Source organism: Gardnerella sp. C0684A1, assembly GCF_055326835.1.
Genome location: NZ_JBLTSX010000040.1, coordinates 1 through 262, shown reverse-complemented (window position 1 = coordinate 262; position 262 = coordinate 1). Strand labels below are relative to the sequence as shown.

Annotated in this window: 1 protein-coding gene; it reads right to left on the bottom strand. The window is 73.7% G+C overall.

The window, feature by feature from the left end; genetic code table 11:
- A partial coding sequence (locus ACNEUN_RS06285; RefSeq protein WP_463631582.1) for an MFS transporter occupies positions 1-262 on the bottom strand: 262 nt, incomplete at both ends.

Below are 262 nucleotides of genomic sequence, written 5' to 3'. Positions count from 1 at the left end.
CCGTTGGCGGGCTGGAGCAGCGCGGCCGGCACCGCCTGCGGCAGGATCGCGCTGCCGGCCGGGTAACTGAAGGCCGTGGCCAGGCCGATCGCCAGCGTCAGCGCGTAGACGCCCCACAGCGTGATGCTGCCGGTGGCGGTCAGGGCCGCGAGCAGGCCGAGCAGCCCGACGTTGATCCATTTGGTCAGCACCAGCACCCGCCTCGGCGAGTAGCGGTCCACCAGCGCGCCGCCGACGAGGATGAACAGCGCCCGCGGCAGGC